This window comes from Marinobacter sp. G5_S1_61_S3 (assembly GCF_054968585.1).
In genome coordinates, this window is the sequence record NZ_JBQKUK010000007.1 from 98,329 (window position 1) to 121,209 (window position 22,881).

At 57.3% G+C, this 22,881-nt stretch carries 21 protein-coding genes; 9 read left to right on the forward strand and 12 right to left on the reverse strand.

Annotated features, from left to right (window positions below; all coding sequences use genetic code 11):
• Positions 1–39 precede the first annotated feature (39 nt).
• On the forward strand, positions 40–681 hold the full coding sequence (locus ACTRWH_RS08555; protein ID WP_286748705.1) for a response regulator transcription factor: 642 nt from the start codon (positions 40–42) through the stop codon (positions 679–681).
• Between the two features lies 1 nt (position 682).
• Here the strand turns inward: ACTRWH_RS08555 and ACTRWH_RS08560 are convergent, their stop codons facing one another.
• Positions 683–1,528 (reverse strand): DUF72 domain-containing protein, encoded by an 846-nt coding sequence (locus ACTRWH_RS08560; RefSeq protein ID WP_040474317.1) that lies wholly within the window; start codon positions 1,526–1,528, stop codon positions 683–685.
• A gap of 144 nt (positions 1,529–1,672) precedes the next feature.
• Here ACTRWH_RS08560 and ACTRWH_RS08565 point away from each other — a divergent pair, with 144 nt between their 5' ends.
• Together ACTRWH_RS08565 and ACTRWH_RS08570 are read left to right on the forward strand one after the other, a co-directional pair.
• A complete protein-coding gene (locus tag ACTRWH_RS08565) occupies positions 1,673–2,125 on the forward strand; it encodes a carboxymuconolactone decarboxylase family protein (protein WP_007152678.1) in 453 nt (150 codons plus the stop codon).
• Between the two features lie 25 nt (positions 2,126–2,150).
• Entirely contained in the window at positions 2,151–3,044 is an 894-nt protein-coding gene (locus ACTRWH_RS08570) for a sigma-70 family RNA polymerase sigma factor (protein ID WP_143743924.1), read from the forward strand.
• A 4-nt stretch (positions 3,045–3,048) separates the two neighbouring features.
• Here the strand turns inward: ACTRWH_RS08570 and ACTRWH_RS08575 are convergent, their stop codons facing one another.
• Positions 3,049–3,618 (reverse strand): NnrU family protein, encoded by a 570-nt coding sequence (locus ACTRWH_RS08575; RefSeq protein WP_462826291.1) that lies wholly within the window; start codon positions 3,616–3,618, stop codon positions 3,049–3,051.
• A 110-nt stretch (positions 3,619–3,728) separates the two neighbouring features.
• On the opposite strand from ACTRWH_RS08575, the gene ACTRWH_RS08580 reads away from it, so the two are divergent.
• Together ACTRWH_RS08580 and ACTRWH_RS08585 are read left to right on the forward strand one after the other, a co-directional pair.
• Positions 3,729–4,103 (forward strand): hypothetical protein, encoded by a 375-nt coding sequence (locus tag ACTRWH_RS08580; protein WP_462826292.1) that lies wholly within the window; start codon positions 3,729–3,731, stop codon positions 4,101–4,103.
• A 130-nt stretch (positions 4,104–4,233) separates the two neighbouring features.
• Positions 4,234–5,967: a BamA/TamA family outer membrane protein gene (locus ACTRWH_RS08585; RefSeq protein ID WP_462826293.1), complete on the forward strand. Its 1,734-nt coding sequence runs from the start codon at positions 4,234–4,236 to the stop codon at positions 5,965–5,967.
• A 12-nt stretch (positions 5,968–5,979) separates the two neighbouring features.
• On the opposite strand, the gene ACTRWH_RS08590 is transcribed toward ACTRWH_RS08585, so the two are convergent.
• The 3 genes from ACTRWH_RS08590 to ACTRWH_RS08600 all read right to left on the reverse strand — a co-directional run bounded on the left by ACTRWH_RS08590 (position 5,980) and on the right by ACTRWH_RS08600 (position 9,656).
• On the reverse strand, positions 5,980–7,602 hold the full coding sequence (locus ACTRWH_RS08590) for a M28 family metallopeptidase (RefSeq protein WP_085679571.1): 1,623 nt from the start codon (positions 7,600–7,602) through the stop codon (positions 5,980–5,982).
• 251 nt (positions 7,603–7,853) lie between these two features.
• Positions 7,854–8,597 (reverse strand): substrate-binding periplasmic protein, encoded by a 744-nt coding sequence (locus ACTRWH_RS08595; RefSeq protein ID WP_051947020.1) that lies wholly within the window; start codon positions 8,595–8,597, stop codon positions 7,854–7,856.
• A gap of 135 nt (positions 8,598–8,732) precedes the next feature.
• Entirely contained in the window at positions 8,733–9,656 is a 924-nt protein-coding gene (locus ACTRWH_RS08600) for a helix-turn-helix transcriptional regulator (RefSeq protein WP_085679574.1), read from the reverse strand.
• A 121-nt stretch (positions 9,657–9,777) separates the two neighbouring features.
• Here ACTRWH_RS08600 and ACTRWH_RS08605 point away from each other — a divergent pair, with 121 nt between their 5' ends.
• The gene (locus ACTRWH_RS08605; protein ID WP_036209353.1) at positions 9,778–10,641 is read left to right on the forward strand and encodes a DMT family transporter; all 864 of its coding nucleotides are present in this window, start codon (positions 9,778–9,780) and stop codon (positions 10,639–10,641) included.
• A gap of 24 nt (positions 10,642–10,665) precedes the next feature.
• Here ACTRWH_RS08605 and ACTRWH_RS08610 read toward each other — a convergent pair whose 3' ends face one another.
• The 3 genes from ACTRWH_RS08610 to pdxR form a co-directional block, all read right to left on the reverse strand.
• Positions 10,666–13,089, reverse strand: coding sequence for a putative bifunctional diguanylate cyclase/phosphodiesterase (locus ACTRWH_RS08610; protein ID WP_085679577.1), 2,424 nt, complete (start codon positions 13,087–13,089; stop codon positions 10,666–10,668).
• Positions 13,090–13,183: 94 nt separating this feature from the next.
• Complete coding sequence (locus tag ACTRWH_RS08615; protein WP_007152669.1) at positions 13,184–13,327, reverse strand: DUF3096 domain-containing protein; 144 nt, start codon at positions 13,325–13,327, stop codon at positions 13,184–13,186.
• Positions 13,328–13,368: 41 nt separating this feature from the next.
• Positions 13,369–14,799: a MocR-like pyridoxine biosynthesis transcription factor PdxR gene (gene pdxR, locus ACTRWH_RS08620; protein WP_213479494.1), complete on the reverse strand. Its 1,431-nt coding sequence runs from the start codon at positions 14,797–14,799 to the stop codon at positions 13,369–13,371.
• A gap of 93 nt (positions 14,800–14,892) precedes the next feature.
• On the opposite strand from pdxR, the gene ACTRWH_RS08625 reads away from it, so the two are divergent.
• The 3 genes from ACTRWH_RS08625 (at position 14,893) to ACTRWH_RS08635 (ending at position 18,578) form a co-directional block, all read left to right on the forward strand.
• Positions 14,893–15,513: a pyridoxamine 5'-phosphate oxidase family protein gene (locus ACTRWH_RS08625; protein WP_085679583.1), complete on the forward strand. Its 621-nt coding sequence runs from the start codon at positions 14,893–14,895 to the stop codon at positions 15,511–15,513.
• A 121-nt stretch (positions 15,514–15,634) separates the two neighbouring features.
• Positions 15,635–15,961: a hypothetical protein gene (locus ACTRWH_RS08630; RefSeq protein ID WP_036209362.1), complete on the forward strand. Its 327-nt coding sequence runs from the start codon at positions 15,635–15,637 to the stop codon at positions 15,959–15,961.
• Between the two features lie 40 nt (positions 15,962–16,001).
• Entirely contained in the window at positions 16,002–18,578 is a 2,577-nt protein-coding gene (locus tag ACTRWH_RS08635) for a DUF2339 domain-containing protein (protein WP_462826294.1), read from the forward strand.
• A gap of 47 nt (positions 18,579–18,625) precedes the next feature.
• Here ACTRWH_RS08635 and ACTRWH_RS08640 read toward each other — a convergent pair whose 3' ends face one another.
• From ACTRWH_RS08640 to ACTRWH_RS08655, 4 genes are all read right to left on the reverse strand, one after another.
• Entirely contained in the window at positions 18,626–19,045 is a 420-nt protein-coding gene (locus ACTRWH_RS08640; protein WP_036209368.1) for a DUF7282 domain-containing protein, read from the reverse strand.
• 106 nt (positions 19,046–19,151) lie between these two features.
• Positions 19,152–19,907: an anti-sigma factor gene (locus tag ACTRWH_RS08645; RefSeq protein ID WP_085679589.1), complete on the reverse strand. Its 756-nt coding sequence runs from the start codon at positions 19,905–19,907 to the stop codon at positions 19,152–19,154.
• On the reverse strand, positions 19,904–20,452 hold the full coding sequence (locus ACTRWH_RS08650; protein ID WP_227517877.1) for a sigma-70 family RNA polymerase sigma factor: 549 nt from the start codon (positions 20,450–20,452) through the stop codon (positions 19,904–19,906). Before ACTRWH_RS08650 ends, ACTRWH_RS08645 begins: the two co-directional genes overlap by 4 nt.
• 159 nt (positions 20,453–20,611) lie before the next feature.
• Positions 20,612–22,705 (reverse strand): TonB-dependent siderophore receptor, encoded by a 2,094-nt coding sequence (locus tag ACTRWH_RS08655; protein WP_286748697.1) that lies wholly within the window; start codon positions 22,703–22,705, stop codon positions 20,612–20,614.
• Positions 22,706–22,881 lie beyond the last annotated feature (176 nt).

A 22,881-nucleotide genomic window follows, 5' to 3' on the forward strand; every position in this document is an offset into this window, starting at 1 on the left:
TAAGCCTGGCGGTCTAGTAAACCTGACGGTAACGGTCCTATGAGCACATCAGAATCTGTAGTGAAGGTCATGCTGGTCGATGACCATATCCTTGTCCTGGAAGGTATCAGGGCGCGGCTGGAACAGGAAAAGGGCATCGACGTCGTCGGCCAGGCAACCGATGGGCTGGAGGCCCTGAAACGGGTCAAAGACCTGAAGCCGGACGTGATCATGATGGATGTCAGTATGCCCAACATGAACGGGATTGAAACAACCAAAATTTTCCAGGAGCGCTATCCCGATCTGAAAGTGCTTATCCTCAGCATGCACGACAACCGGGAATACATTTCACAGCTGATGTTTCATGGCGCCAAGGGTTACATCCTGAAGGACGTATCGGTTGAGGAAATGGTGAGCGCTATTCGTACCGTGGCTGATGGCGCCACCTACATCTGCCGGGCAGCGACCGAGACGTTGTTTCGTCATGGGGAAACAATGGAGCCGGTGGAGAGCAAACTTACTCGCCGCGAGGAGGCCATTCTTTCCAGAGTGGCCAAAGGGCTTAGCAGTAAAGCCATCTCCAATGAGCTCAACATCAGCGTGAGAACGGTGGAAACCCATCGGCAAAACATCAAGTCCAAGCTGGATTTGAATACCACGGCGGAGCTGACCAAGTACGCCTATGACCAGCAGTTGCTCTGAGTCAGAATAGCCCCATCTGGGGCTGGGTCTCGTCGAGGTCCAGGGCATCAACCATGGGTGCCCGTTCACGCAGTAACTCATTCCAGAGCGCCGCCAGGGAAAGGGCATCGCCCTTGTTCGGCATGTGCATGAAAATATAGGGACGTTTCCCTTCCTCGATCCACGCAGCTGCGCGCTCAACCCAGGGTGCGAGAAACGGACGGTTGGCCTCCAGGTCGGGATGGCCGACAAAGCGGATCACCGGCGCTGCATCCACAGGGAGCAGATGCACTGGTACTCGCGGCTTTTTGCGCTGTGCATCGCGTGTTTCCTCGTTATCCGGGGTCGCGGCAAAGAGTGCCCGGCTGTCCATGCACACCCGTGCAATGCGGCGTTCTCTCAAGCCACGATTCAGGGCTTTCTCGGCCTCTCCCTTGTCAAAGAATGCACTGTGGCGAACCTCAACGGTGCAGGTCAGGGTCGGGGGCAGGGCATCCATAAATCGCCAGAGGTTTTCCAGACGCTCTGGCCCGAAACTGGCGGGAAGTTGCAGAAGGATGGGGCCAAGCACATCGTTGAGTGGCGCAATTATCTCAAGAAAGTCAGATACTTCGCGGCCAGCGCCACTCAGTAGACGGTCATGGGTGATCAGGCGTGGAAACTTCAACAGGAAACGAAAGTCATCGGGCACCTGTGACCGCCACTGTCGGCACTGTTCCTGGCTGGGCGTGGCGTAAAAAGTGGTGTTGCCCTCCACGCAATTGAGGGCACTGCTGTAACGCGCCAGTGGGCTCTGACCGGGAGGGAGTCGGCTGGTCCAGTCGGGATGTTGCCACTGGGGGCAGCCGAGAAAGTAGGGTTGTGCCATGGTCCCGTTTTACCACCGTTTATCAAGGGTCTGCTAAAAATTAGTCTCTGTATGTCACAAACATCAGGGCTGCCCCGTCTACCTCTGTAGAACCTACGTGGACATGATGCCACCTCGTGTCCCCCCATGCAGAGGAGTAAGATAATGGAAACGCGATTGAATGCCTACAAGGCTTCCCCGGATGCCATCGCCGCAATGACCCGGCTGGAGGAGTACGTTGGCAGTTGTGGGCTGGAACACAGCCTCATCCACTTGGTGAAAACCCGGGCATCCCAGATTAACGGTTGCGCCTATTGCCTGCACATGCACACCAGCGATGCCCGCAAAGCCGGTGAAAGTGAAGCACGGCTCTACCTGCTGTCCGCTTGGCGTGAGTCCGGGCTCTACACACCTCGTGAGCGGGCTGCCCTGGCCTGGACCGAAGCACTGACGAACGTGGCTGACACCGGTGCACCCAGTCAGGATTACGAGCAGGGGCGAGCGCATTTCACCGAGAAGGAGTTCGTCGACCTGACGTTGCTGATCGGTGCGATCAACGTCTGGAACCGGATCAGCGTGGGCTTTCGGGCGGTTCACCCGAATGACCGTAAACTGTAACCAAGTACGCCGGGAACCAATTGCCATGAATGAACAGCCCGCGCATCAGTTTGATCACTGGCGCCGATACCTGACAGGCGTCGCGTACCGCATGCTGGGTTCGGTGACGGAGGCAGAGGATGTGGTGCAGGATGCATACCTGCGTTGGCACCATGCCGATCACCTGTCAGTCGATGATGTGCGGGCCTACCTGACCACGGTCACCAGCCGGCTTTGTCTTGATCGCCTTCGCGCCGCTCATCGGCAGCGGGAGGTCTATGATGGTCCCTGGCTGCCGGAACCTATAGTCGAAAGTCAGGACACTCCGGCAGGCGCCGAGGCGCTTGCCAGTGATGTGTCCTTTGCCCTGATGCTGGCGCTGGAGCGGTTGTCTCCCCTGGAACGTGCTGCATTCCTGTTGCACGATGTATTTGGGCTGGATTTCAGCCAGGTCGCTGTGAGTCTGGAACGCAGTGAAGCCAGTTGCCGCCAACTCGCAAGCCGCGCCCGGAAACGTGTGCAGGCTGAGCGCCCGCGCTATGAGGTGAGTTCAAGCGAGCATAATCAGTTGACCGATCGATTCTTCGACGCCGCCCGCAGTGGCGATGTGGCAACGTTGAAGGCGCTGCTGAGTGAGAACGCCATACTGCATACCGATGGTGGGGGAAAGAGGATTGCAGCGCGGCGCCTGATTCTTGGTGCCGACAGGATCAGCCGGTTCTTTGAAGGCGTGGCGCGCAAGTCTGCATCGCCCAGCCCTCGGTGGGTTAAAGCCGTTTTCGTGAATGGGCTACCGGGATGGTTGACCATTGAACAGGATGGGCTGCCACAGATCACGACACTGGATGTGGTGGATGGCCGTATCCAGTCGGTCTATGTCGTGCGCAACCCGGACAAACTAGGGCATTTGGCCGGCCACCTGCCAGAGTTGCGTGTTTAGGGTGTCACACTGGCGCCACCCCGAAGAGCCATTGGTGAGCCCACATTACCAGCACCGCATAAACCGCAAGGCCACCAACAACCGTTATGGCATCGTTCGCTTTGCTGGCCGGCAGGGTCGCAATCGGCCGCTGGGTTCTGCGTTTCAAGGAGATCCGATCCACCACGGCCCAGGCCAGGAAAGAGCCGAACAGCAACAGGTCGTGCAGCATCCCGTTCGCGAGTAAGTGAGCCAAAGCCCAGAGCTTGACCGCGACGAGCATTGGGTGCCCAAGTTTTGCCTTGATCTTGCCCGGAAAATAGGTGGCCAGCAGTAGGGGAAAGACCGGAATCAGAAGGAGCATGGCCAGGTGCCGGAGCCAGCCTGGAGATGTGTAAATGACGGTCGGGTCGAGGCGGGCGTTGCCATACCCCCAAACGATCAGAACCAGACCGACCAATGCGGCCAACGAGTAAAGCCCCTTGAACGCCCCTTCGCCAAGGGAGTTGTGCAGGCGATTGCGCAGCGGTTCGTTGACGATGGACAGAGAGTGCACGCCAAGAAATAAAACCAGACCAACGATCAGTGTTGCCATTTACCCATGCTCCGTTGAGAAATTCCAGACAGTATAGTTGCGCAAACCGGGACAGGGCAGCCTCAAGCGTTTATCATCCGGAGCCTGTTTTACCGGATTGAGAAGGCCCCATGAAGTTTCCAAAAGTCACGGTCGTATTGGTTTCCGCAGCCCTGTTGTTCGTACTTTGGGAGCAGACCCGGGAGCGCCCGCAACCCGTGGATGCCCGCCGTTTTGCCAACCTTGCGGATAATCCAGTCGAACTTAGCGTAGCCATGGACTGGGTCGTTCGCCAACTCCCCGTGTTGTGTGAGGACGCGACTGGACAGGATTCGGACTCCGGGGCTCATTCGACGTGCGTCAGTGAAGGGGAGACCCGTACATCGGCCTGCCGACGTGCGGTTTATGATCGTTTTCCGAGTGTGATCGCCTCGGAACAGGTGTTCCGAGATGTCGCCCTCAGCGCGATAAACTGCCTTGTCCCGCAGTCCGGATTGGTTGAGTAAGCTTTTAACCAATGACGTACAGGATGTATGGACGGTGTTTTATGCGAGTATCCCGGACGAACACCTGAATCGGCACTATAGTGGGGTAACATCAACACCATAGTGAGTTTCCGTGTTCTGTGGCCAGACGATGACCCGTACTCAATGCCTCGATAGTATCCTCCGGCTCCAAAGCCGAGCCCTCTTTATTGCTGGGACTCTCTCTTTCAGTCAGATTGCTTGGGCGCAAATTGACACCGACAATTGTATTGTCAGCGAAATCCAGCCGGACGCCATTGATCTTGACCAGCCCCGGGACCAACTGGCTCGCCAGAGCGACTTGGATATTCCGGCAGGTGCCAGAATCGGCCGAATAAACATTATTCGGCGCCCGATCTTCGATACCACCGATCCTGAACAGGACAACTTTCTTTATCGCACGTTGAACGCTCTAAATACCCCGACCTGGAAATCGGCCCTGCGTGCCCAGTTGGTGTTCGACGAAGGTGACGTTTACCAACCGGGTACGCTGGACGAATCCGAACGTATATTGCGGCAGAGTGAGTACCTGACGGCCGCGTGGATCGGTGTTACCCGCGTTTGCGGGAATGAGCTGGAAGTCACTGTCCTTGCACGTGACACCTGGACGTTACTGCCGAGCGTTGGTGCTTCCAGGACGGGAGGCGAGAATAAAACCAACACCGGCCTTTCTGATCCGAATTTCCTGGGTTCTGGCAAGAGCGTGGGGATTTCCCACAAAAAAGATGCCGACCGCAGCGAGACCAGTGTCGATTTCGATGATCCGAACGTGCTTGGCTCCCATTGGCAGGCAGGCCTTTCCTACGATAAGCGCAGTGATGGGCGCGGTCGCAGTGCCTACCTTGAGCGTCCATTCTACAGTGAGCTGGCGGAGTGGCGATTTGGCCTGAGTGGTGAGGATGACATTCGCGAACAATCCCGCTATGTGGGGGCGGAGGCAATTGCGGACTATCGGCAGGACCGCGATTTTGCCAGTGTTGATGTCGGCTGGCGACTGGCAGAACGCAATGGCAGCCAGTTAAGACTGCTTGCCGGTTTTCGCTACGATGCCCGGGCGTTTGAGCGCTTACCGGATGAAACCAATCTGGACCTTCTGCCCGATGATCGGACACTGAGCTACCCATGGGTCGGGTTTGACTACCGTGAGAACCGCTTCCGGGAAATGACCAACCTGACTCGTCTGCAACGGGTCGAGGACGTGCGGGACGGCTTTGTGTGGCGTACCGAGCTGGGGTACTCTTCGCCGGGATTTGGAGCGACGGAAGACCGCGCCGTACTGAATATGGACTTCCGGGATGCTTTGCTGGCCACTGACACCAACTACGCCAGCTACGGGTTCAGTCAGAGCGGCACCTGGCGATTTGACCAGCACCGTTTCGAGAACCTTATCGGAACCCTGAGCCTGGAGTACTTTCATGGCGGGGCAGTGGACTGGAACAGTTGGTACACCAACCTGTCGTTCACGGCAGCGCACAATTTGACCGTGGATCAACAGCTTCTTATTGGCGGTGACAATGGCCTTCGTGGTTATCCGAGCAACTACCAGCAGGGCAACAGAAGAGCGCTGTGGACACTGGAGCGCCGTTACTTCCCGGACTGGCACCCTTTCGAGCTGTTTCGCATGGGGGGAGTGATTTTCACCGATGTAGGCAGAGCCTGGTTTGATGATGGTCGCAATAGCGGACCCGATGACGGCGTACTGACGGATGTGGGATTCGGCCTGAGGCTGGCCTCAAGCCGGATCGAAGTACAGCGAATGCTGCACCTGGACTTCGCCTTCCCGCTGGCGGGAGATGACAGCGTTGACCAGGTGCAGGTCTTGTTGCGGGGTCGTTCGCGATTCTAAGCGACAGTCATGTCACTTGATCCACTTGTCGCCCCAATGGGTGATGTCGTGCTTCTGCTCCACTTGCAGTGTGCGGGCGCCAGCGGCCGGCTCTGCTTCTTCCGCGGCAGCAATTTCCTCGTCAATCACTCGCGTTGAGAGTGACAGCCAACTGGTCACGAAGGCGGCAGCATCGCCGTTGATCTCAAGAGCGAGCTCGTCGACGTTGGTGATGTCGTCACAGGCTGAGTGATAACAGGGGTCGAAAGCAACGCCAGCCTCGCCACCGAACTTGGCCGCCTGCTCTTCGGTTTTCAGCACTTCCGCACCGGTAAACAGCCCGCCAAACGCAATGCCGTCCTCGAAGAACTGCGCGTAGTCTGAGCGGAAGCTGATTTGCGTGCCCTCTGAGGCGATTTCACGCAGGTTGAAGTACTTCTCGAACAGCGCCTCCGTGGCGGCTGATCCCGGAGGACCTGCCAGATCGAAGTCAGAACCATCGCCATCGTAGATAAAGTTGCCGAAGTTGGGCGAACCAATCATGTCGTAGTTCAGGTAGACCTTGATCTTGTCCTTCTCTTCCTGGGAAAGGCTGTTGACGTAGAACGTTGAGCCAACCAGGCCGGCCTCTTCCGCACCCCACCAGGCAAAGCGGACCTGATTACGGGGGTGAGCCCGTTTCATTTGCAGGGCCAGTTCAAGAAGCGCAGCGCTGCCGGAGCCATTGTCGTTGATACCAGCCCCTTCAAACACTGAATCCAGGTGAGCGCCCGTCATCACGACGTTGTCAGGGTTGCCCCGATTGGTTTCGGCAATCACGTTGGAGGTTTCGGTTTGCTCTCTCACCACGTTGGTCACGACTCTGAGCTGGAGGTCCTGCTGCTCAACCCAGCCAGCGCCAATGTCGTAGGTGGTGAACACGACGGGAACTCCCCCGGCGTAGTCATCGCCGAGCGTGGCGTTGATCAGGCCTTTGCGGTCTTCCGTGTTGCCCTGGTTGAAGATCACCACACCCGCGGCACCTGCATTGGCCGCGTTGGTTGCTTTCTGCCCGAAGGCGCAGGCTCCCCGTTGGATGACGGCGACCGATCCAGCGGGGAAGTCGGTAAAGTCCTCGGGTTCACAGCCACTGGTGGAGGTATTGTCGGGGCCGAGTTGAACGTCAACGGCAACGGCCATGCCCGTCACGTCGCCCGGCTCGGTCTGGGACAGGTAGGTAAAGTCCTCTTCCCAGACATAGTCAGTCGGAGTGGGTGCCGTGGCCTGCAGAATGCCGTCTCCGGTCGGGTAGAAGGCATTGAAAGGAAACTGCTGGATGGTTACGTCATAGCCCGCACTCTCCAGTGTGGTTTTAACGTAATCGACCGTCGCCTGGTATCCAGGTAAGCCGGCAGCGCGATTGCCATCATTGGCTTCAGCAATGCCGTATAACCGGTCCAGGTGGTATTGGATGTTGCTTGCCTGCATGCAGCGGGGCAGACCAAATGGCGTGCTATTGAGAATGCCAAAGCGACACTCAAACGGACTGATTCGATCCGGGCTCCAGAAATCGTTGAGTAAATCGCCGGTGGATTTCTGGCCTGGCGAGGCGTGTGCGGTTAATGCAAAGAAAAGGGATCCTAAAGCCATGGTGCGGCTTGCGGTGCTGATTTTCATTGTGATTCTCCAATCCTGGGAGTTTGTTGTTAGGTCCGCTTGTGGCGGACTTTCAGCGCGGGGAGGCCTGAATGGATGTTAAACAGGCGCCCGGGCATCACTACTTCCATCGATGCCTACCGCAAGACTAGTCGCGGATTTTTTGTCCATCCAGGCGGAAAACATTACAAAACGTTAGGTTTCGAGAGGTGCCGACGTGAGTGTTGGTCACGTCGGCGTTGGGAGGCAGGAAGGGCGCTCTTGCGGTGCGCTCAGAATCCGTAGGAGCGGGAAATGGTCTCCTTTTCGCCGGACTCAACCAGTGCCTGGTAACTTTTGTTCAGAGCCTGCAGGATCTCGGGGGCGGTGTCCTTGTGGACGGCGAGATACATTGGCGTTTCACGGAACACCAGAACGCGCTCGAGCCCGGTTACATCGGACGCATCAGCAGCCAGGTACGGGCCAGCCAGACCGTCAGCTACCCAGAGGTCAATCTGATCCTGGACCAGGCGGCGCGCATTCAGGCCGTTATTGCTGATTGCGGAAACGTCAAAGCCCTTGTCGATCAAAAAGTTGGTCATGACGTCGCCCTTGTACCCACCGATCTGATAGCTGTGGGCATCGTTCAGGGTGTTCAGTTCAATGGACGAACCGGGTTTGGCGAACAGTGTCCATTCGATGGAGGACAGTGGCCCCACCCAGTCGAAAAAAGGCGCTCGATCCTCTGTTTTGGATACGCAGTAGATGGCGTGGTCAGGATGCCGTTCGGCCCGGTTGAGGCCATAGCTGAGGTCCCGGAGTTTAATGCTGTAATCCAGCTCGGCTTTACCCAGAAGCGCCTTCACGACATCGGTACAAAGACCTGTGATGTCTGCTTCTGAATGGGCAAATGGCTGACCATTGGTGGTCATGTTATAAGGAGGGTATTGCTCTGTGTAGATCCGCAGTTCTTCTGCGGCAGTCGTACAACCTGCCGTTAACATCAGGGCCATTGTCAGCCCGAATTTTCCTTTCATGAACCCACTCCACATGTATGGTTACGGTATTTACGGAGTGCGGCATGATATTGAAGAGGAATCCAGCGTGGCATGCTGGATTCCTCTTCTTTACATTTTGGCAATGTAGTGAAAGTGGCAGGTAATGCTGACGTTTTACCGGGCGTTTGTCCGGACACGGTAGACGGAAGGTGTCTCGCCGAACCTCGCCTTGAATGCCCGGCTGAACTGGCTGGCGTCGTTGAAACCGCAGTTGAGGGCGATGGCAGTGATTTTACTTCCCGGTTGGCGGAGTAGGTCCCGGGCCCGGGTCAGGCGTTGTTCCTGAACGTATTGATAGGGTGCGCAGCCAAAGGTCGCCCGGAACAGGCGGGCAAAATGGTAAGGGCTCAGATTAACCCAGCCCGCCATGTCCGCGAGGGTCAACGTCCGGTCCAACTGCGCGTGAATACGTTCCTGTAGCAATCGGCGGTAACGCAGTGAGAGTTGTCCGGTAACAGAGGGAGTTGCCTGCTGTACGTTCGAGTGACGACTAACCACCTGTAGTAACAGCCACTGGGCCAGGTGATCCATCGCCATGGACTGACCGGGGGCGAGCCAGTCACTCAGTGCCAGTAACTGGCCCGCCTGGGCCAGAACCGGGTCCTGCGTGTGGTATCGCTCACTGAGTTCAACCCGGTCAGGCTCGCAGTCCCAGGTCTGTTCTGCGCAGCGGGCGATGTCCAGGTCATTGAAGTAGAGGTGGAAGAATTCGAATTGGCCGTCGATCTGCCAGGTGGATTGACTGCCGGCGGGAAAAAGGCAAACAGCCCCCGGAAAGCCCTGGCTCACGGCCCGTCCGTTTACCATCCGCCTCGCTTTGTCGCCCTCGTTAATGTAAATGCTCAGGGCGTGATGGCGCGGTCGCTCGTAACGCACCTCGCCCTTTCGGTTCTGCCACTGCGCAAGGGCGCGGCCCTGGTCCAGCTCCATGAGCTTTTGAGGCGCCACGCCAGCGACTCGCAGCGCGTCCACAATGTCGCGGCGTTCCCTGTGGGGATTCTTCGTTGAATCGGGTATCTGGGGTGAGCTGGTCTGCATATCGGGCCTCCGCAAGAATCATCCATGGTTGCGCAGGATCTGACAAGTTTTCCCCTTCGCACTGTCATAAGATCGGCCAGTAGATACATCAATGCGTCACTTATTAAAGGGAATGACTGTTATGCCGATTTCCATGCACTACGGTTTGACGGTACTGATCTGGGGCCTGACCTGGACGGCCATTCGCCTGCAGGTTGAGTCTGCGCCGGTGGATGTTTCGGTGTTCTATCGTTTCTTGATGGCTTCTGTTGTGGCTCTGGTGGTGCTTGCATTGCTTGGGCGCCTGCAGACGTTGACGCTCAAGCAGCATGGCTGGCTTTTTTTGCAGGGGCTGACGCTGTACAGCGTGAATTTCCTGCTCATATACCGTGCCGCCGAGTCCATGACCAGTGGGTTGCTGGCGGTGGTGTTTTCACTGGCGGCGCTGTTCAATGCCTTGAATGGCTGGCTATGGTTGCGGTTGAAGCCCACCGCCCGTCTGTATCCCGCAGTGGCGTTGGGGATTACTGGCGTGGCCCTGCTGTTCTGGCATGATCTGCAGCTTGGCAACGCCACCGGTGCCAGCATCCTGTTTGCGGCTGCCGGCACGTTCTGGTTTTCCATGGGGAACCTGGTGAGTATCAAGGTTCGGCTGGCGCAAATCCCCTTGTTGGTGGCGAATGCCTGGGCCATGGTTTACGGCGCTGTGATCCTCGGCGTCTGGTGTCTGTTGCAGGGAGTGGAGTGGGTGGTGCCAACCTCCGCGACCTTCTGGGGCGCAACGGTTTTCCTGGCGGTACCCGGCTCCATTATTGCGTTTTATTGCTACATCACTGTGATCCAGACCCTCGGTGCTGACCGGGCTGGCTATGCAACGGTGCTGTTTCCGGTGGTTGCCCTGAGTGTATCGACCTGGCTGGAAGGCTTTGAATGGACAACAACCGCCGTATTGGGTGCCCTACTGGCCATCCTGGGAAATTACGTGCTGTTTCGCCGAGTCAAATGATATCCCGTGGGGCCTCGGAAACCGCTACGTTGTATGGAGCTTCAGATGCGTCACCTTTTCCGAGAGACGGCTGGGTTCCGTGCCGAGGATGTCATCCAGTGAGGAAGGCCGATGGACCCAGAAGCCCTGGAGAAGATCCACGCCGATCTCCTTCAGTAACGACGCTGCATCCTCGGACTCGACGTACTCGGCCACCGTGATCATGTCCATGGTTCGGCCAATGTCATGAATGGCCCTGACCATTGCAAGGTCTGTTTTGCTGGTGACGATATCGCGAACAAACATCCCGTCGATCTTCAGGCAGGTAACTGGTAATCGGCGCAGGTAACCAAACGACGACAACCCTGAACCGAAGTCGTCCAGGGCAAAGCTGCACCCCATATCGCTCAGGCGTTTCATAAAGGCCTGAACTTCCAGCAGGTTATGGACGGCGGCAGTTTCGGTGATTTCGAAGCAGATCTTGTTCGCTGGAACCCCGTAATGGTGGAACCTGCCAACCACAAAATCCGCGAAGTCTGTTTGATCGAACGAGCGACCAGACAGGTTGATGTGGCAGGCTTCCAAGGCACCAAGGTGTTCTGGGGCGGCGGACAGTTTTTCGAGTACATTCTCGATAACCCAGCGGTCGATTCTCGATGCCATGCCATAGCGCTCCGCAGGGGGCAGGAAAGCACTGGGAGGCACCACCGAACCATCCTGTGAGCGCATGCGAATCAGCACCTCGTATCGCAACCCCTTGCCCCGGCCCGTAGGCGGGGCAATTATCTGGCATTCAAGGAAAAAGCGGTTGTCCTGAAGCGCGGTCTGAATGCGGTTGTGCCATTCCATCTCGCCCTGCTGGGAGGCCATCTGCTTGTCGTCCATCGACATCACGCACACGCGGTTGCGGCCGCTGTCTTTGGCGGTGTAACAGGCAATGTCGGCGGCTTTCATCAGGGCGCTGATGCCCGCGCTTTCTGCGGTTATAGGCACCACGCCAATACTGCAACTGATGGTGTGGCTGGTTTGCTGCCAGGAGAACACCAGGTGGTCGAGAGAGGCCCGCACCTTTTCAGCCACATGATGGGCGGTGTCGAGGTCGCAGTTCTGAAGAATGATACCGAACTCGTCGCCGCCCAGTCTGGCCAGGATGTCCGCTTCGCGTAGATTCTTTGAAATGATGTCGGATACCTGGCGCAGAAGTTGGTCGCCCGCGTCATGGCCCGACGTGTCGTTCGCCAGCTTGAACTGGTCCAGGTCGATGTAGCAGAGGGCGTGTTGCTTTCCTCCGTTGCGGACGTGCCCGAGATGGCTGGCAAGCTGCTGCTCAAAGGCTCTTCGGTTTATCAGGCCGGTCAGGCTGTCATGGGTCGCCATGTAGCTCAATTCAGTCGACAGACGGTGAGACTCGGAAATGTCTTCCATAACCGTTGTGAAGTACGCTGAAGCGCTGGGCACATCCCACACGCGGGATACGGTGAGCCTGGCCCACAAGAAGTCATTGTCTTTTCGAACAATGCGATGCTCGGTCGTATAGCTGTCGATGTTACCGAAGCTGATATCCCGTCGTTCTTCCCGGGCAACGTCCCAGTCTTCCGGATGGACCAGCTCCCGATAGGGGCGATGCACAAGGTCATCGGGCCGGTAGCCAAGGATGTCGCAGGTCGCCTGATTGGCATTAACGATTCGGCCCTCGGTATCAATCTGGATGATACCGATGGCGGACTGCTCGAAGATCGAGCGGAAGTTCTGCTCGGTTCGATTGAGCAGTCTCACCAGCCGGAATCCCAGGAACCAGGACAGCAGCGCCACAAGAGTCAGGAACAATGCACTGACAACAGACAGGAAACTGGCGGCCCAACGCGAGGCGTCTCCCATGGAAAGGCGGAATTCCCGGGCATTCACCTGCAGTTGCTGGTCAACAATCGCGAGCTTGTCTCGCAGGGCCTGCAGTTGCTCGCGATCCGGAGGTGCCGCCAACCACTCTCGTTCCATCGCATTGCCGATCTGATCCAGTTCAAACAGCAGGTCATCGGCGCCCTCCCAGGCGGTTAACGCCCGCTCCAGTTGATCAAGCCACGAAAAAAGACGGATCAGCAGAATCATGCGGGTCAGGTCTTCTTCATGGTTGCCCCCTTGGAGAAAACCATGCCTGGCACGTTGCCAATCGAGCGTATCGGAGGTGATGGCGACGCGGGCGTGCAGATCGCCGATGGGCACCGCCAGCGCCTGTCTCGCCTTCGCAAGGTGCGAAAAATCACCAGATTCGGAAAACCGGTTGAGGTGGTGGACAGTATCGATCTGCGCTCGGGACCAGACGCTTTCGCCCCAGGTATAGGCAGTGATTGCCGACTGCACCTGCACCACGGCGACCATGAAACACACCGTCAGGATGATCGTGAGGCACAGTCCTGCCACCAGCGCAATCAGTTGTCTTTGAAGATTGGGTTGCTGTCCTTTGCGTCGCATGGCTGCCGGTACTCTCCATACATGGTGCAAAACAACATAAATGGCGCACCACAAATGGTGCCAGTAGGTGGCATTTTCTCAATGGGGCGTCGGCTTACAACGTATGCCCCAACAACCCCAGGACACCGAGGATGATCAGATAGCCCGCCACAATGTAGTTCAGCAGCTTTGGAAACACGAGTATGCCAATGCCCGCGCCCAGGCTGATCAGTGGCGCCAGTTCAAGGTGAAGTGTCATAAGCGTAATATCCTCGTCGAGTACGTTGGAGCGTGTTTTTTCTATCTTTCATCGTAGTCGGTAAGTCTGCACAGTGCATCCACGCACGCCTCGATCTGTGACTCGCTCGCACTCGCGAATCCCATCACCAGCCCGGTTAGCGCGGTTTTTCCGATGTAGTGCTCGCTGAGGGCCGTGCTGCCGAAGCCCAGGTCTCTCAGTTGCTGACTCAGGGCAAGGTCATCCACATTGCCTTTCAGAACCAAATGCATCCCGGCACTTTCCGCTATAGGGGCCAGCCTGCCGCCAAGCTTTTCGGTAACCCGCGCCTGAAAATGATGCCACTTATCACGATAGAGTTGGCGCATACGGCGCAGATGCCGTGTGAACTGGCCGCTGTCGATGAACTCGGCGATGGTTGCCTGGGTCAGTAACGGTGTCTCTCCGCCGCTGACACGCTTGGCCCAGAGGAAATGGTCGACGAGTGCCTCCGGTACGATCAGGTAGCCGACGCGTAGGGCTGGCAGCAGTGTCTTACTGAAGCTACCCACATAGAGAACGGGGGCGGTATCGAACATGCCCTGAATGGCTGCAAACGGTTTGTTATAGAAATGGAACTCGCTGTCGTAATCGTCTTCCACGATCCACGTCTGGTTTCGGCGCGCCCACTGTAGCAGTGCCATGCGCTGGGAGACATCGAGAATACCGCCCATGGGGTATTGGTGAGTCGGTGTGCAGAACAGCAGTTTGGCGTCGCCAAGGCTGTCCAGGACGCCGACATCCAGAACCTGTTGCTTGAGCGGTACGGGCAGCAGTGGGTTGCCGTGACGACCAAGGGCGTATCGGGCGCCCCGGTAGCCGGGGTTCTCAACAAAGACCCTGTCACCGGGTTCTAACAACACGTCTGCAATCAGCGACAGCGCCTGTTGAGCCCCATTGGTCACGATCACTTGGTGTTCCTGGCAACGCACCCCGCGGGAAGCTCGTAAATAATCAGCAATGGCTCTGCGCAATGGCTGGTAACCCTGGGTTGTGTCATAGCCGCGAAGGCTTGTTCGGCTCTCCTGATGGTGCAGTATTCGGTTCCAACTGCGAATGGGGAAGGCGTTGATGTCGGGCAGCCCGGGCTGGAAGGGCAGGTTGGCGTCCTCCCCGAGCTTCAGGCGGCTGGCCGGAGCCGGCGGCAGTGGCGGCAAGGTCATGGCCTGCGTGGTTTGAATGGCTCCACCGGTGGGTTGGTTGATGGCCAGGTTGAGGTCTTGATGCACGAATACGCCCCGACCAGCCCGGCTTTGCAGGAAACCTTCGGCTTTCAACTGGTCGTAAACGGCATTGACGGTGTTGCGGCTGATACCCAGGTCTGCTGCCAGCTGACGGCTGGAGGGCAGTTGGCTTCCCGGCAGGTAACGTCGATGGATAATGCGTTGGGACAGGTGTTGATAAAGCTGTGTTTGCAGCGGTGTGGTGTGCTCGAACCGTATATCGTCAATCACTTTAACTGGTCCTATTGAAATATATAATCTGGATCTTTCCATGGTATCAGATGTTGCTTCTAATAAAGGCGTACTTTGCATAAGGAGCATACGATGTCTCGGAAGGAAATCACGGATATCCCTTTATCACTACCGTTATCACCGCCGTCATCACCGCTGTCTTGCTGTCCTCGCAGTCGGGTGAAGCGCGCGGCCAGGAGAGCCAGTTATGAGCGGGCGCCGGCTTACGCCCTGATCGATCGGTTAAAAACAGCGCATGTGGGTTTTGTTGAAGAAGGTGAGCCACGCATCATCCCGATCACGGCCTGGCGTCTTGCTGACGACCTTTACCTGCATACACTCAGCGGTGGCAGGTTGGCGCAGACGCTGGCATCGGGACAACAGTTGTGCATTTCATTTGCCGTGACAAACCAGTGGGTAATGACTAAGTCAGCGTTCCACCACAGTGCCAACTATGAATCGCTGGTGCTGTTCGGCAGGGCCTCGCCAGTGTCGGATGATCGTGAGTTCGACGCCGCGTTTCAGGCCATCATTAATCAGATTGAACCGGGCCGCTGGGAGCAGGTGCGTGCCCCCAATGCGAAGGAGCGGAAGGCGACGGCATTGTTCCGGATTCCGATCGAGGAGGGCGCGTTCAAAAGCCGGGATGGCGGTCCTGGAGAGGAACCCGAGGATATGGCGCTCCCGGTGTGGCACGGTGTGCTGCCCGCGTAAGGTGAGTGTAGGCGTTGATGCACCCCGATCGTTGGCCGGCAGGTTATGATTGGGGGTCATTCAAGGTAAACTGTGTTCACAATCGTTTCATTTACTTGCCAGATAACACAGGCAGCAACGCATGTCCGATGTTGATCCCCTGAAAGCCTTGTCCGATATTGCCAGTGATGCCCATACCCGCATCCAGGCTGCCCATGAGCACATCAACCCGGTGTTGGAAGTGCGCCGGGGCATGCGTGATTCGGGTATTCCTGCGGATGTCATGACCATTGACTGTCTGCGCACCCGTCGCCGCATAACGTTGATCCTGCACGACAACCAGCCAGGCGTGTTGTTGTATCAGTTCGTGACCATCGATGATGAAGTGGGTGATGAGTTCCAGGGCATGGCGTTGTCGGAGGTCAGTGCCCAAACGCTGGTGGACTGGATGCAGGATTATTTTGGATAAGCGGGCCCTTATGTCGGGCGCCTGACACACGAGGGGCAGCATGGAAGCATTATTGATTGTTCTGGCACTTGGTCTTGCCATACTCCTGCCGGTGGGCTCCGTGCTGGGTATTCTTGCGTTTTCCCGACGTCGTGATCAGTCGGAACGCCTTGAGTCCCTGAACCGGGAAGTGTCCCGTTTGCGCGAAGAAGTGACTTATCTAAAGCAACATTTGGGCGGAAAAGACCAAGGCCAGCCGGCCCCGGAGCTGGAGCTTGAACTCGACGAAGCCGTTGTCGAGGACACGCCAGCCCCTTCTGAATCAAGCCCCTCTTCTGACACAAGCCCCTTTCCTGACACAAGCTCCCCGGGAGCGGATGCGACGTCACGCGATAAATCTCGCTTTGTCCAGGCCCTGAAGGATAACTGGATGGTCTGGCTTGGTGGCCTGAGCGTTGGGTTGGCCGGTATTTTCATGGTCAGCCACTCCATCAACGCAGGAATGATCGGCCCATCGCAGCAATTGATGTTGGCGCTATTCAGCGGTCTTGCGTTGCATGCGGGAGCGGAGTACCTGCGTCGTCGCAACCGGGGTGCAAACGAAGTATTTGCGGCGCTGGCGGGTGGAGGCAGTATCACCCTCTATGCGGCATTGCTGGCGGGCGTTCACCATTACGTGCTGGTCGGCCCTACCGTGGGCCTGTTCGGGCTGGCTATTGTGTCTCTGGGTACCATGGTGCTGTCGCTGTTTCATGGCCCGTTGCTTGCTGTCATGGGGTTGAGTGGTGCCTATCTGGTGCCGTTATTGATCGGTGGCGATGATGGCAGCGTGGCTTTTGTGCTGTCTTACAGTTTCCTGATCACCGTCAGTTCGTTGATGTTGATGCGTTATGTCTATCGGGACTGGCTTTGGTACGCCACGTTATCCGGCGCGTTTCTGTGGTGGTTGGCCACGTCCAGCGGAGCCGCCATCGGCGCCTCAACAGCCTGGTACATCGCCGCCCTGTTTGTGGTGTTTGCCATGGTTCCGGTTCGCGCAAAGCAGGCGTTGCCGTATTTACGGGAAGTCTTGATATCCCTGCTGGTTCTCTGGGCACTATCGATGGTCGGGCAGGGTGATCGCCCGTTTTTCTGGAGCTGGCTTATCATATTGCCGGCCGCAGCTCTGGTGCCGCAGAGTCGTGGAGCGCTCTGGTTCCTGCCCTGGGCCGCGGTGCTGGTCAGTGCGCTGGGATGGCTCGGATACGTCGGGCGCAATGGCACCGAGGTGACCTATTTTACGCAGATGGCGCCGGAGCATCAGGGTGGTTTTTTGTCCTACCTGATTGGGGCCGCCATACTCTCCACCGGGCTCGGATTATGGCACTGGGTTCGCCAGAATGATCGCCGCCGATGGGCCTCCTTCACACTGTTGTCGCCACTGGTTTGGGCGGTGCTGGGTTGGCTGTTAATACACGGCCACCAGACGTCGTCCGCCTGGTCGGTTGCAATGTTGCTGGTTGGCGGCGTATACGGCGTTCTCGCGTGGAAGCTCGAAAGCGTGCAGCGCTATCGAGTGGGCGTTGTCTGGGCAGTGATGGCGGCACACGTCAGCTATTCCCTGGCGGCGATAATGATTGTTCGTGAGGCGTCACTCACCCTCGCCCTGTCTGCTCAGTTTGTCAGCCTTACCTGGCTGGCGCGGCGTTATCAGATGCCCGAACTTCACCTGCTGTTGAAGGTGGCCCTGGCCCTGGTGGTGGCACGGCTGACGTTCAACCCCTGGCTGCAGGATTACGATACCGGTCTCCGTTGGTCACTCTGGAGCTATGGTGGGGCGACGTTGTTTGCCGGCATTGCCACCTGGCTGGCGGGGAAGGATCGCGCCATTCGTCCTTGGCTGGAGGGGGCAACCCTGCATCTACTGGTGCTGTTCCTGGGTGCCGAGATGCGTTACTGGCTTTACGATGGCGATATTTTTTCCCAGCAGTACAGCTTTACCGAGGCTGCAATCAACACACTGCTCTGGGGTGCACTGGGCGTGACCTATATGGTGCGTGCCGGGGCAAGTGAGTCACTGGCCTGGCTGTACCGGTTGTTCTCGCGGATACTGGTTGCGCTGTCGATGTTGAGTTATCTCGCTCTGGTGACGCTGCACAATCCCTGGTGGGGCGGCGGCCATATTGGCGATGCACCGATCATCAATATGCTGCTTCCCGGCTACGGTGGTCCCATTCTGCTGGCGCTTGCGGTCAGCCGGTTTCCCTTGCTTGCGCCCCGGTTCTGGTCGTTGTGCGTGGCGTCTGCCGGCTTTCTGCTGTTTACCGCGCTGGAGATCCGGCAACTCTGGCAGGGGAGTGACATGGGGTTGTCGTTCGGTATGTCAGAGGGTGAGCTTTACACTTATTCGGTTGTCAGCCTTTTGTACGCGATCGGCGCTATTGCCTACTCCGCCAAGCGTGACAATGCGGTGCTCTACAAGGCTGGTATGGCTCTGTTGGGACTGGTGATTGCCAAGATCTTTCTGGTCGATATGGCCGGCCTACAGGGGCTTTGGCGAGTGGCGGCGTTTATGGGGCTTGGGCTGGCGTTACTGGGACTGGCCTGGATGTATCGGAAAGCGCAGCCTTCAGCGGGTAATCATGCCCCCTCCGACTGATCAGGTGGGGCCGCGGGAGCGGCCCCACCCAGTTGTTTGCCGGTCGCTTACTTCGCTGTGATGGTTTTCATCACAAGCTTACCGTCTTTCTTGATGGGACCATCTTCCTTGGCGCCCAGGGTGTATTCGAAAATGCCCGTTTTCATGCCGCCGTCTTCGCTATGAAGCATCAACATCAGCATGTCACCGGATTTGACGTCTTCAGTCAAAATGGCGGCCACATCTGTGTTTTTACCCTTGCGAAGGGGCGCGTGTGCCACGACCGGGCCGGGCTTGCCACTTTCATCCGTGCGATGCACTACGAGCCAGCCATTTTCCTCGGCAACGACTTTTTTGGCAGTGACGGTGCCGTCCGCAACTGACTGATTGTCTCCCCAAACCCCGACTTTCATGTTGTCCATTGCCAATGCGGAACCAGAAGCCAGAGTTGCGGCTAGAAATGCGCTTGTCATCAAATGCTTCTTCATTGTGTTCTCCTTGCTTTCGGGTTGATCCCATCTTGATGTCTTGTTCGATGGGTGTAACTACAGCTACGGGATGTGATTCCCAAAAGTTTCAGCAAGGAAAAAAGAATCAGTGAGAAGGGTCGGATGTGCCATCAGCAACGGGATAAAGGTAGCCATGTATAGCCGGCCCGGTGGGCTGGCCAGTAGGTGAACCGCCTTCGGGCTCTACGCTGATACCGAAGGTGGCTTCCTTCAGTAGTTCAGGATCGTAGTCACGAAGGGCTGCACGCTCCAGCTCAAAGTTGTCGTTAAGTACGCCCAGGGAGCGCGGATTCGGACCAAGCGAATCGGCCTTTATCCACATCTGGTAGGATTTTCCCTGCATGGGTTTGGCCGTTACCGGACGAATCTGCATTTGACGGTTGTTGAGGTCTACCGAGAGCATGAAGGCCGGCTGCTGGTCATTCTGTTGGAACACGGCCACAAACGACTGCGGGCCCTGCTCTGGCGCAGGTTGGAATACGAGAACCGCAACCAGCACCATGGCAGCGGCTGACGCCAGGGCTGTACTCCACTGCCAACGCCGGAGGCGCTTGTGCAGGGAAATCACGTTGGATTTATCGAGGCTGTCAGTATCGACACCTGCCCGGCGCGTCTCGAGGGCATCGATATCTTGTTCAATCCGCTGATACAGCTCGGGGTCTGGCGTGACCGGCGTTACTTCATCAGCCAGTGCAGACAAACGCTGCTCCCAGGCAGAGATCATCTCGTCGAGATCCGGTTCGCTTTGCCGACGCACGGCCACAGTGGCCCGCTCCCGGGCATCCAGTGTGCCCAGGACGAACTCTGCTGCCAGCATGTCCAGATCGTCGCGGTCGGTCATGGTGTGAGACACCCTTTCAGTTGTTTCAGCGCCCGGTGTAGCCAGGTTTTGACAGTATTCACCGGTTGATCGAAATGCGTGGCCAGGTCTGCTCTGGACCAGCCGTTAAGATAGGCCAACCGCACCATGTCGCGGCGATCTTTTTCCAGCTCCTCCAGGCATAGGTTCAGTCGGTTCACGGTCTGCTGGCTTTCCACTTGTGATTGGGCATTGGGTTCTTTGCTGGCAAGCTGCTCCAGCTCATCTTCCGGTGCCTTGCGACTTGCCGGCTGCTTTCGCAGCTCGTCGATAGCACCGTTGCGGGCAATGGTGACCATCCAGGTAATCGCAGAGGCCTTGGACGCGTCGAACTGATCCGCTTTTCGCCAGATCTTGATATACGTATCGTGCACGACTTCCTCGGCCCAGCCCCGGTTATTCAAGATACGGGTGATGGTGCCAAGAAGTTTCGGCGCCGTTGCTTCATACAGTGTTGCAAACGCTGCGCGGTCTTTTGCGGCAACGCCCTTAAGAAGCTGGCTGAGTTGGTCGGGGGACTCTGACATGGATGGCGACTCCGCGCCTGATGGGGCGCGGCCAGTGGTGGATGAACTGAACGGTTCAGACATGCAGGAGTCGCCAACGGGTGTGTGAAAAGTTGCCTCGTGATACGCAGATTGCCGTGTTCGGGTTTATTTCGTCAAGCAAGTTTGTGTGTGAGCCCTTCACCAACGGTAGCGGACGCTGGCAACCACGCTGCGGGCTTCGCCGTAGTAGCACCAGTAATCACAGCTTGCGACGTATTCCCGGTCCGCAACATTGGTGACGTTCACCTGTGCCTGCCAGTTGCGGGTTACATCGTATTGGGCCATCAGGTCCAGAACCGTGTAAGAGGGAACATCGGTCGTGCCGTCGCGAGTAGAGCCCACATAGCGTGCGCCGCCGCCGATTTTCAGGCCTGGCACGTGGTCGACGAAACTGTAATCCAGCCAGGCTGACGCCATATGTCTAGGGATAAGCGGGGCTGCGCGTTCGCTGTTGTCGGTCTCGGTTTCCTTGATCGTGGCATCGCTGTACGTGTACGCGGCGGTCAGTTCCAGTTGGTCGGTCAGGTAGCTGACACTCTCCAGTTCAAAGCCAGCCGTGGTGCGCTCCCGGTCCTGGATCTGGAAACCGCTTTGGCTGGTGCCGAGGGAATTCTCTTCTTCGATCCGGTAAATCGCCGCTGTTACGTAGCCATCCAGATCGTCCGGAGCGATTTTGACGCCGGCCTCCAATTGCTTGCCTTTCCTTGGTTCGTAAAGGTCGCCAGTGCCATCAGTACCTGAAATAGGCTGAAATGATTCGGTGTAGGACACGTAGGGCGAGAATCCGTTGTCCGCCAGGTACATCACACCACCGGAGAGGGAGAATTCATCAGCATCGGCTTCCTGGCGTGTGCCGGCCGTACGATTAACGCTGTCGACTTCGGCCTGGTCAAAGCGACCACCGGCCAGGAACACCCAGCGATCATCCAGGCGCAGTTGATGTTGCAGGTAGTAGCCTGTCTGCTGCTTGTTGATGTCCTGTACGATCAGATCTGTGGCAGTGATTGGCGTGAAGTTGCCGTACTGCGGGTCGAACAGGTCGATAGGACCGCCAAACGGAGTAGATCCTCCAGCGCCGTTCTGTTTGCCCTCGTTTTCAAGATCCTGATAGTCCACCCCGAACAGCAACGTGTGTTCGGTGCGGTCGGTAAACCACTTGCCCACCAGGCGATTGTCTATTGTCCAGCTGTTGATCTCGCCGTCCCGGTAGACCAGATAGCGCTGACCTTCCCGCGGACCTGTCTGGAAGAAGATAAAGCTGCTGCGTAACAGCAGGTCTACCTGGCTGTAGCGGAAGTCCTGCTCGAAGGTCCAGGTGTCGTTTAGGCGATGACTCAGTGAATAGCCGATGGCTGACTGGGTGCGTTCGTTGGTGTCGTAGCCTGGCTCGCTGTAGTTGGTGGACGGGTCCACTTTGCCAAAAGGCGTGTCGTCTATGGTGCCAAATGGCAGCTTGAACGGATTGGTCGGAATGGCGTCGTCCTTCTGGATACTTGCCAATAAGGTGAGCTCGGTGCTATCAGACATCTCCCAGGTCAGGCTTGGGGCCAGGTAGTAGCGCTCGTTCTCGGTGAAATCCAGATCGCCTTCGTTATAGCGGTACAAGCCAACCAGACGGTAGCTGAGATCGTTTCGATCGCCGACGGGTCCGGACGTATCGACCCCAAGCTGGCGATGCTCATCGGTTCCTGCCTGCAGATTGATCTGGCCCTGAACAGTATCGGTAGGTCGCTTGCTGATGGCATTAATCACACCACCCGGAGGCGCTTCGCCGTACAGAATGGACGCAGGGCCTTTGAGCAGTTCTATGCGCTCCAGGCCAAAGGGCTCTGGCAGCCATTGATAGAACCCCTCGCGATAGATTCTCAGGCCGTCCTGATAAGTCGACTGGTCGAAACCACGTATCTTCAACCAGTCGGTATCGTTGTCCTCACCATACTGTCCCGAGAGCACTCCGGCACGGTAGCGGAAGGTTTCATCAAGCGCCTGCACGTTGCGCTCTTCCATTTCCTCCTGCTCCACCACCGAGCCGGGCCGGGGGGTTTCCATCAACGGGGCTTCCACTTTCAAAGCGGTTGCGGACACAACCAGCTCCTCCAGACTCGTTGGTTCGCTGTCATCGTCCTGCGCAGCCGCGATAGCTGGAACACAGATTGCCGAGCAGGTTGCCAAAAGGGTTAGTGTGCGCCTGATCGCCAGCGTGAGCTGGTGCGGGGTGGGAGACTGGGCCATCGAAAACCTCCGGAAAACGCTGGGAGAGAAATGAACGGATGTTCATGTTGGATGGCGGCAATCATATCAGCCGCATTAAATAATGCAAATCAATCTCATTATGATTAATAATTTCGGATGGCATTCTCACTCGTAGGTCTGTGTTCGGTGGCATGTCGTGACGAGCTGAGGAAAGC